The organism is Methylomonas sp. DH-1 (assembly GCF_046097555.1).
Taxonomy (GTDB): domain Bacteria; phylum Pseudomonadota; class Gammaproteobacteria; order Methylococcales; family Methylomonadaceae; genus Methylomonas; species Methylomonas koyamae.
Genome location: NZ_CP143090.1, coordinates 39,148 through 48,809 on the forward strand (window position 1 = coordinate 39,148; position 9,662 = coordinate 48,809).

10 protein-coding genes and 1 pseudogene are annotated in these 9,662 nt (G+C 52.5%); 9 read left to right on the forward strand and 2 right to left on the reverse strand.

Annotated features, from left to right (window positions below):
• Nucleotides 1-10 precede the first annotated feature (10 nt).
• From mobH to VXJ35_RS22805, 8 genes are read left to right on the forward strand one after another with little or no spacing between them, the layout of a single operon-like run.
• Complete coding sequence (gene mobH / locus VXJ35_RS22770) at nucleotides 11-2,098, forward strand: MobH family relaxase (protein ID WP_064023677.1); 2,088 nt, start codon at nucleotides 11-13, stop codon at nucleotides 2,096-2,098.
• Entirely contained in the window at nucleotides 2,098-3,942 is a 1,845-nt protein-coding gene (traD, locus tag VXJ35_RS22775) for a conjugative transfer system coupling protein TraD (protein WP_054759902.1), read from the forward strand. Before mobH ends, traD begins: the two co-directional genes overlap by 1 nt.
• Nucleotides 3,920-4,318 carry a hypothetical protein gene (locus VXJ35_RS22780; protein WP_157198335.1) on the forward strand — a complete coding sequence of 133 codons (399 nt, stop codon included), beginning with the start codon at nucleotides 3,920-3,922 and terminating at the stop codon, nucleotides 4,316-4,318. The genes traD and VXJ35_RS22780 overlap by 23 nt, the downstream gene beginning before the upstream one ends.
• A gap of 2 nt (nucleotides 4,319-4,320) precedes the next feature.
• Nucleotides 4,321-4,953 carry a DUF4400 domain-containing protein gene (locus tag VXJ35_RS22785; protein WP_054759906.1) on the forward strand — a complete coding sequence of 211 codons (633 nt, stop codon included), beginning with the start codon at nucleotides 4,321-4,323 and terminating at the stop codon, nucleotides 4,951-4,953.
• 14 nt (nucleotides 4,954-4,967) lie between these two features.
• Complete coding sequence (locus VXJ35_RS22790) at nucleotides 4,968-5,459, forward strand: thermonuclease family protein (RefSeq protein ID WP_064023679.1); 492 nt, start codon at nucleotides 4,968-4,970, stop codon at nucleotides 5,457-5,459.
• Entirely contained in the window at nucleotides 5,456-5,824 is a 369-nt protein-coding gene (locus VXJ35_RS22795) for a hypothetical protein (protein WP_054759910.1), read from the forward strand. Before VXJ35_RS22790 ends, VXJ35_RS22795 begins: the two co-directional genes overlap by 4 nt.
• 16 nt (nucleotides 5,825-5,840) lie before the next feature.
• Nucleotides 5,841-7,253 (forward strand): MBOAT family protein, encoded by a 1,413-nt coding sequence (locus VXJ35_RS22800; RefSeq protein WP_064023680.1) that lies wholly within the window; start codon nucleotides 5,841-5,843, stop codon nucleotides 7,251-7,253.
• Nucleotides 7,225-8,262 (forward strand): hypothetical protein, encoded by a 1,038-nt coding sequence (locus VXJ35_RS22805; RefSeq protein ID WP_157198336.1) that lies wholly within the window; start codon nucleotides 7,225-7,227, stop codon nucleotides 8,260-8,262. The genes VXJ35_RS22800 and VXJ35_RS22805 overlap by 29 nt, the downstream gene beginning before the upstream one ends.
• Before the next feature lie 194 nt (nucleotides 8,263-8,456).
• On the opposite strand, the gene VXJ35_RS22810 is transcribed toward VXJ35_RS22805, so the two are convergent.
• Together VXJ35_RS22810 and VXJ35_RS22815 are read right to left on the reverse strand one after the other, a co-directional pair.
• Nucleotides 8,457-8,873 (reverse strand): PIN domain-containing protein, encoded by a 417-nt coding sequence (locus tag VXJ35_RS22810; protein WP_064023682.1) that lies wholly within the window; start codon nucleotides 8,871-8,873, stop codon nucleotides 8,457-8,459.
• Nucleotides 8,860-9,093: an AbrB/MazE/SpoVT family DNA-binding domain-containing protein gene (locus VXJ35_RS22815; RefSeq protein ID WP_064023836.1), complete on the reverse strand. Its 234-nt coding sequence runs from the start codon at nucleotides 9,091-9,093 to the stop codon at nucleotides 8,860-8,862. The genes VXJ35_RS22810 and VXJ35_RS22815 overlap by 14 nt, the downstream gene beginning before the upstream one ends.
• Nucleotides 9,094-9,314: 221 nt before the next feature.
• Here VXJ35_RS22815 and VXJ35_RS22820 point away from each other — a divergent pair.
• A pseudogene (locus tag VXJ35_RS22820) lies at nucleotides 9,315-9,539 on the forward strand (cold-shock protein); the annotation flags it as partial.
• Nucleotides 9,540-9,662: the final 123 nt, after the last annotated feature.

Here is a 9,662-nt window from a genome sequence, read left to right on the forward strand (position 1 = left end):
TTTATCGGCGATGTTAGCGAAATTGCTCAATACGATATTGCGGATTACTGAACCTGATGAAGAGGTACCTCGATATCCACCATTCGCCAAAGGGCTTCCGGCCATCCCCGCAATTAAAATCCTAGAGTCTCAAGACGAATTAATTAAAAAAATCAAACACTATTTAGGTGTCACCGACCAGGAATATCAAGGCCGGGTATACCCCTTAATATTCAATTACGCGCGATTTGTGCATTTGTTGCCTGCGTCGGAAAAGCATCACCACCGCGGCGCCGGCGGGTTATTCCGTCATGGCCTAGAGGTCGGTTTTGAAGCTGTTTATAAATCCCATGGCGTGCTGTACGGCATGGATGAAAACCCAGGTAGACGAAAACAACTGACGCCACGCTGGCGATTGGCGATATTCATTGCCGGTATGTTGCATGATTTAGGTAAGCCGGTCACCGACGTGGAAATTAAATCCGAGGATGGCGCTCATACCTGCAATATAGTGGGGGACGATATTGAAACCTGGGCAAGGAAGCGCAAAATCCAGCGGTATTATCTGAGTTGGCGAGTCAATCGGAATGGTGACCATGAAATTGTTTCACCGACTTTAATCAATAAGGTCATCACACCCGAAGTTCAGGAGTATTTAAACGAATACGGGCCGGCTATCTACAAAGAAATGCTGCTCACAATTGCCGGCACCTCACACAACTCAAAGATGTACTCACTGGTAATGGATGCCGACTACCTCAGCGTAGAGAAAGACCTTAAAAATAACTGCATACCCATTGACCCGTCGATAGGCGCACCGATCGAATGGTTCATATTAGACGCCATGCGGCAACAGATTAAAAAGGGAGCGTGGACCGATAATGCCAAAGGGGCGGTGGTTTGGCGTCTAAAAGAAGGCACCTTTATCCTGTGGAATGAAGCGGCCGAAGATATTAGCCGCTTGATCACGAAAAGCAATATTCCTGGAATACCAAAACACCCGGATACGCTAGCCGATATTCTGATCGATCGCCAGCTTGCCGTCCCATATCGCTTGAATCCGCAAACCGTCAGGCGCTACTGGAATATTAAGCCTGGCAGCATGGACCGGCCGCTTAGGGTGCTCAAGTTGGCGGATCCGATGAACGTGTATACCGACGCACTGCCTTTGATCGTCGACGGACATGTGATTCACATCGAGACCGAGACCGACGGTCAATCCGATGCGGTAGCACAGGATGGTGAAGCGGCCGTAACCCCAACAAATCACGATAGCGCGAATTCAACCGACGCGGATCGGGCGAACCCGGAATCTGAACCGGATATACCGTCTGGAGGCGTCGTGGAAATAGAGACATCGATAAAGGCTCAACCAGCAACGCCGCCCTCAGCGCCAACAAATCATTCCCAACCGAGTGCGGCTAGTCCTGCCCCGAACGCAGAGGACAATAGCAAGGCCAATAATCCCGCGGAAACCCAAGCCGCCAGACAGTGGTTGGCCTCACAGCACGCGGCCGGCGCCTTGTTGATGCAAAGTCTTGACCCGATATCCGCGGAATATTTTCAAATACAACCGAATGGCCGCGTCTTGATGTTGCATCAGAATATTGCAGCGGCATTGGACCAAAAACCCATCAATATCATCACGACAATAGACGCCGCCGGCATGATCGAAGTCGATCCGCGCAAACCCATGGTCAAGGTTACCGAACTGGGCGGCGTCAAGGGCGTACTGCTGAACAAAGAAACCAGCCGATACCTAACGGTATTGATCCAAAACGCGGAAACGCCGCCGGTTCCCCCAACACCGCCTCAAATCATCGCCACCCATCCGGGTACTAACCGCCCAACACCAAGTCACGGACAACCCCAGGGAGCGCATACAGCGCAACGCAATGCGAACCATGAGATTGAGCAACTTATACAAACGATTAAAGCCTTCGAACTGCCGCTTGCAGTCGATCAAACGGATGATAGCTTGATCGTGGATATGGTGTTACTGAGAGGTTATATCGAGGAACAGCAGTTATTCGAAATGAAACAGTTATTGCGATATGCCTTCGACCGACCGGATATTTCGATCGATAACACCAATAAAAAATTCATCGTTAAAAAGTAATGAAAGACGAATACGACTATCAATTACCCTGGCGGCCCAATTACGAAATTACGGCCATTGTGGTCTGGATCGCGTTTGGTCTTGTAGCGTATTTGATGTATCGGTTTTCGGGATTACCGAGCGAGCCTTTTACAGGTCTTATGGTGGCGTGCGTCTTCATGGCGGTCAAGCGCGTGCCGGCATCGGCCGGGGTTTGGTATCGAAAACACCGGCTCAATTACTTCAAATTTCAGCGGTTCAATGTCGCCAGTCTGGCCGGTATTGTTCGGCGCCACCCGGATCAATGGTGGTTGGGCTGGGGATTCGAGTGGAACCAAAAGCACGCCCAATTGGCTTACGACATCCAAAAGCGCGATTTAACCGGGTTAATCCCGGTCAATCATGATCGGATGGGGGCGACATGGATCCATGGGTTAGGGTTAACCGAGGATTACATTCGGCAAGCGATCTCGCACAGTGCCGGCCACACCTTGATCGTTGGTACCACTGGTGCCGGAAAGACCCGCTTGTTCGACATCTTGGTGACACAGGCGGTGCTGCGCAACGAAGCCGTGATTATCATCGATCCCAAAGGCGACAAAGATCTGAAATGGTGCGCCGAACGCGCGTGCCGACTTTCGCGGAACCCGGACCGGTTTGTCTATTTCCACCCGGCTTTTCCGGACGAAAGCGTCCGTATCGATCCGTTAAAGAATTTCAACCGCTCGTCCGAGTTGGCCAGCCGGATTGCCGCGGTCAGTCCTGGTGAATCCGGTTCGGATCCGTTCAAGGCCTTTGGGCAAAAAGCCTTGGATAACATCGTCCAAGGCCTGTTTGCGGCCGAAGAGCAACCGTCCCTGGTGAAGCTACGGACTTACCTGGAAGGCGGCCCGGTGCCGTTGGTGATTAAAGCCTTGGTGCGTTATTTCGACAAGGTGCTCCATTTCAATTGGCGCAGTAGTATCGGAATTAAAAGAATGGATCTGAACGATAAAACTGCGCAGTTGCTGGTCAAATTTTACCGGGAGCGGGTCCAGCAGGAACGGCAGAACACCGATCTGGAGGGGCTGATTTCCATGTTCGAACACGACCGTACGCATTTCAGCAAAATGATCGCCTCCTTATTGCCGCTGATGAATATGCTGACCTCCGGCAGCTTGGGCGCATTGTTATCGCCGGACCAAAGCGACTCGAACGATACACGTGCAATTACCGACGCGGCCGAAATCATTAAAGGCGCTAAAGTCGCATACATCGGTCTGGATTCCTTATCGGACAGCATGGTCGGCAGTGCTATCGGCTCCATTCTGTTGGCCGATCTGGCGGCTGTCGCCGGCGACCGGTACAACCACGGCGTCGATAACCGGCCGGTCAATATTTTTGTCGACGAAGCGGCCGAAGTGATTAACGACCCGTGCATCCAGCTCTTGAACAAAGGCCGCGGCGCACAATTCCGGTTGTTTATTGCCACCCAAACCTTTGCGGACTTTTCGGCCCGACTGGGTTCCGAAGCCAAGGCCAGACAAATACTGGCCAACCTCAACAACTTGATCGCGCTCCGGGTGATGGACGCCGAGACCCAGACCTATATCACCGACAACCTGCCCAAAACCCGATTGAAGTACATCATGAGAACCCAGGGAGTTTCTACCCATTCAGCGAATCCAGCGGTATTTTCCGGAAATATCGGCGAGCGATTAATGGAGGAAGAGGGCGACTTATTCGCCCCGCAGTTATTAGGCCAATTGCCTGATCTACATTACATCGCCAAATTGTCTGGCGGCCGCATCGTCAAGGGCCGTCTGCCAATACTGATCTCTGACCTGGACAAGGAAAAAACCCATGCCTCGCAAAAAAATGCGTAAACCAAAACAAACCGCGGAAGAAATCATGCTGAATCGATGGCGCAAATTAAACCCAACCGAGAATCGAGATTTGCAAATACTGGAATTGGATTGGCCGGTTGCGATCGACATTCTCCACGCGGCGATCAAGATCATGACCGATCATCACCATAAGGCAGATCAGTTGGAGGACGTGATCACGCAACTGATGTCTCAGGTACTGATCGCTTACGCGCAGGCATCCAGGCAGCATCATACGGACGATGCATATCGTCTGCTCCGGACGGTCGAATCGATTCAGCGCTTTTTGCTCCACAGGTATGTAATGGACGTATCGATTGAGGCTTTGGTGACCAACCCCAGGGTTGTCGCCTTGATCCAGCGAGCAGCGGCGTAATTATGACCAAGAGCCTCATTGTCACCTTGATCTTGTGGGCGGCCGAAGTATTTTTGATTGCGGTATTGGTGTCTGACCAATGGTTAACCAATATGCAAGATGCCGAAGACCGGATGATCATCGAATATCTGGGCGCTGACAACGATCGGCGGATTCGGGATGAAGCCAATGCGGTATTCAACGCCCTGCTGGTGGAAACCGGCATTCAACGTAACGTGTACCATTTTTTCATCCCTACCGTTGCCGAGCGCGAGAAATCGGTCGGGTTTGAACATTTCGGGCAGACCGATTATTTCCCCCTGGTCCAAAGCAAATTGGACGTGCTATTCGGGACGTTTTACCAATCGTTGCGGCGTTTTTTCTTACTGTTGTCCTGGTGGCCGTTTTTAATCGCCGTCGCCATACCCAGTGCGGTGGACGGCTTGGTGCAACGCAAAATCAAGCAATCCAACTTCGATTATTCCAGCCCGTTGGCGCACCGGTATAGCTTCTACACCGTCATCGGCATTATCTACTTGCTGCTGCTCGGCTTGACCTTCCCATTTCCGATCCCGCCGCAGGCGATGCCGATGGCCTGTGTCGGCATCGCCTTTGCGATGAACGTCTATTTTGCTCACACCCAGAAACGAGTATAGCCAGGAGAACCTGTATGAATCCATCCGGACAGACCGGCCGCTTAGTAGTCCTGTTAAGTCTGTTTCTTCTAGCAGGTACCGCTCAGGCACAGAGACTGCTTGGTGTCGTGATAGGCGTGCACGACGGCGACACGCTGACCTTGCTCACCGACGACCGGCAGACCTTAAAAGTGCGCTTGGCCAAGATCGATGCGCCTGAACTCAGTCAAGCCTATGGTCAGGCCGCCAAACACGGACTATCCGACACCACCTACCGCCGCCGAGTTACGGTCGAATATACCCAGCAAGACCGCTACGGCCGCCTTATTGGCCACGTCGACGTGGGCGGTCAGGACGTTAACTTGGCACAAGTAGCCAAGGGCTTGGCCTGGGTGTATCGGCAATACAGCAATGATCCGGTATTTCTTCAAGCCGAGCGCACCGCTCAAGCTAGTCACCTCGGGTTATGGCAAGATCCAAATCCTATTGCGCCTTGGGAATTTAGACGTACCGAGGATGCAAGATGAAGATGGCGATGGCGAAAGCGAATCCGGCAGACCTAGACATGGCCCTTGAACTGGCGTACGCGCTGGAGGCCATCAGCAGCCGACACGGCGGCACCATGCCCGAGAAGATCGCCAAGCCGCAAGGCGGTGAAGACGACACCGAACCCTTTTCTGTTGATGACAGTGAGAATTGCCGGCGTGTGTGCGAATACCTGATTCGCTTGGCACGCAGCGCGTCCTTGTTCCGCGTCGTCATGGGAATGACCGTGTTGCTGGATCCGACAAACAAGGTCGTGGACCCCACAGCCAGCACATTGGAGCATCACCCCGACACGCTAGCCGCACTGGCGGCAATGGCCAAGTCTGCGTCGGACGGCACGGAATAACAGAGGAGACGTCGGCATGCTGTTTACTGCCCCTGAATTCATGTACCTGTTTCTGCCGGCGACCTTGCTGTTGTGGTGGTGGCTCATGTCGCGACACTACGGAGAGATCGCGCAATGGTTCATCGTCGGCTGCTCGGTGCTGTTCTATGCAGCATGGAGCGCCGAGTACGCCTTGCTCTTGGTCGTCAACGCCTTACTGAATTTCTATTGGGGCAAACGGATTGCCGTCACTCACTCCAAAATCAGGTTAGTCTTGGGCGTTGTGTACAACCTGGGGCTTCTGGCCTACTTCAAATACGCCGATTTTCTGATCGAGACAAGCAACGCGCTGACTGGCAGCCAATGGCCATTGCTGCGGGTGATCCTGCCGCTCGGAATCTCATTTTTTACCTTTCAGGCGATTGCCTATTTAGTCGATTGTGCCAAAGGCCGGGTCGACGATTTCGATCTTGGCCGTTTTGCGTTTTCCATTTCGTTTTTCCCGCATCTGATTGCCGGCCCGATCCTGCATTATTCCGACATCATGCCGCAGCTCCGGCAAGGCATTCGCTTCGATCCGGAACGCATGACCAAAGGCTTGTTCCTGTTTGTGGCGGGACTGTGCAAAAAGACCGTGATCGCCGATCGCCTGGCGGCCGTGGTGGATCCCTTGTTTGAGCTCAGCGATCGACTCACCGTGTGCGAGGCCTGGGTAGCGGCCGCGGGGTATGGCTTGCAAATCTACTTCGACTTCTCGGGCTACTGCGACATGGCCAGCGGCGTCGGATTGATGTTCGGACTCGTGCTCCCGCAAAACTTCGCTTCGCCGTATCAAGCCGGTACGATCGCCGACTTCTGGAAGCGCTGGCATATCACGCTCTCGCGGTTTCTGCGCGACTATCTGTACATCCCGTTAGGCGGTAACCGGCAAGGCTTTTATCGTGGATTGTGGGCCGCGGCCATCACGATGCTACTAGGCGGCTTATGGCACGGTGCCGCCTGGACCTTCGTCGCCTGGGGAGCGATGCACGGCGCCATGATCGCGCTTTATCGGTTATGGACCAAGACCGGTTATAGGATGCCGGGCTATCTGGCTCGAACCTTGACCTTGCTTGGAGTGTTTTTTGCCTGGGTGCTATTCCGGGCGGCGAGTATTGACCAGGCACTACACATCTGGCAGGCGATGTTGGGACTCAACGGGATATCGGTGCCGGTCATGCTCGCCGGCTGGTTCGGGTCCGAGACGGTTCCGATATCGGGGCAGGTCAACGGTCTGGACATGCTTGCCATCGGCTTCCTACTGGCGATTTGTCTGCGCTACCGCAATGCGCAAGCACAACTCGACACTTTCACCCCGGATCTGAAGGCACTCGCGACTTTTGCCGGTTATTTCTTCGCCGGCACCTGGCTATCGGCAGCCCATGAAAGCTTCATCTACTGGTCGTTCTAATTTCGGCCATTTCTGGCGTGCCGCTTTGGCCGTGAGCGTGTTGATTGGCGGGGCGATGCTGGTGTGGAACTGGCTGGTGAATCCCTACCAAGTGTTCGATGTCGACCAAGGCATCGGCGAACCTTACACATCCCCGGCGACCAACGAACGTTACCGCAAAGTGAGCCATCTGTTGAATCAGATATCGGCGCCGGACCCGGAGCAGCCGATTGATTGCCTTCTGGTCGGGTCATCGGTGATTGGCTTGCTCGACCCACGGCTCTTGGCGCAGTATTTCCCTGAAGGCCGGTGTTACAACCTGGCATTCTTGGCGGGTCGGCCGGGTGAGATCCTGGCCACGTTAAACGCGTTGATCGCACAAGGACTGCCACTTAAGCGGATCGTCTACGGATTGGAGCCGTTCGCCTTTTCCGACCCGGTAAACGACGGCCCAGCCAATCGATTGCATCCGATCGTGACCGGCGAATCGCTCTGGAAATTCTATTTGAATTACCTGTTCGAACCCAGCCTTGGCGATGGGATAGGGTATCTGTTCGACGCCTTAAACCACACCATTTCCGTTAGATACGATATAGACCATACCGGCCGGTATCAGTTGGTCCGGTACGACACGGAAATACAGAGAAACGAAACTGAATTCGTCAAAAGACAATTCGAGCAGGGTAGGGGGCCCAAGTCTGTTTCGCCTTGGATAATGACGCGATTCGACGAGTTTAAATCGCTGGTGGAGTTTCTAAATAGCCAACAGATCGAAGCTCATTATTATTTAAACCCGCTACATCCGAGTATTGCGAAAGTCTACGGGACATCGGGATTGGAGGAGTTCAAAACCCGGATTTCGAGTAGAACAGGTGGCCGGACTATTCCCGACTGCTCACTCTTGCTGAGTGAAAACGCGAATATCCGATTTTACGATTACAAGCATTTTCGGACGACGGAATCGACGACGGTGTTGGATTGTGCGTTAGGAAATGGCTCAAGTCAAAGTCGACAGCAGAGAGGCAGGTGATCGACAGACGTATTTGCGCAGTTGAAATGATACAGGTGGATATCGAGTGGAACACGACAGACCAATGGCGCGAAAAACGCGTCATTTGGGGCTGGGGACGTGCGGCTGCTTTTACAGAAACCTCGCTTGCGGTTGAAGCGTCAGCCTAGGAACCCACCGAATCATCTTCCTTTGGGGGAGGCTGCGAAAGCTCTTTAGTTAGGAAGAGAAGGTAAAAACGGATTGTTAATGACTAACGAGCCAATAGCTTGACCATGTTGCATGTCTTCCGAATACAATATTGAGCACCCGGCGTCCAGCGCCGCGCTGACAATCATGCTGTCATACAACGAAAAACCAAATTGTTCGGCAATCGCCAAACCTTGTTCGTGGATGCTGACGCTCAAAGCTTGAGTTTGACAGATACTTCGGATAATCGACAAGGTTTCGCGGATTTCGACATACGTCATCTTCAGTTTGCGCGACGCTACCGACGCAAATTCATTCAGCACCTGCACATTGATTATGCCGCCGAAGGCGATAATCTCTTCGGCGCGGTCTGCTTTTTGACTGTCCTCAGACAGTAAATACAGCAAGACGTTGGTATCGAGAAACGGCTTAGCGGTTTTCATTCGCTTCCAGGCGGTCAAACTTAAAATCAGCGGGTAGGCGCCCACGAAATTGATGCAATTTGGCTAACAACGTCTTTGCCGAAGGTTTTTTCTCTAGTTCAAACACCCGTTCGCCGGCGATATGTACTTCAATGTCATCGCCTTCCTTTAACTCTAACGCTTCTACCACCGTGGCGGGCAAACGAATAGCTAAACTATTACCCCATTTTGCGACTTGCATGTGCCTCTCTCGACTCATTAAAAGATATACATAGCACATTGTATATCCATGAGACGATGAATGCTATTGCCTCTCATGGTCAACCCTAAGCCGATGATCGGAATCTGCGGAAACCCCGCCGTTCTGGCGCGAACCAGCCACCCATTCCAATTAAAACCGCCACCGTTGTTAACCGGCGTGTAAATTTTTCCAATTTTTGATCAAAATGAGCGTCCAACTCTTTCCAGGATGAAAAAAGCTTTGGTTTCATTGAACAAGCCGGCGGTAAAGATGTCTTTGTCTGCTTTGGTGTGATCCAAGGCAGCGGTCGGAAAAGCCTGAAGGAAGGCCTGCGCGTGGCCATGGAAGTGACCTCGGGGTCCAAAGGTCCGCAAGCTGAAAACGTGACCCCCTTTATACTCGTCGAAGCAGTGGCTCAGCAAGGCGTGAAACCAAATCCTAGCTAGGCTATTGTTTTTATTTTAAACAATGCCTTTAAATTGCAATAATTTAACATAACCTATATTATGCGAAGTAATATCATAACTGGGCTAGGGGGCTCAGCTCAAACCTGCGCAATTTTTTAATCG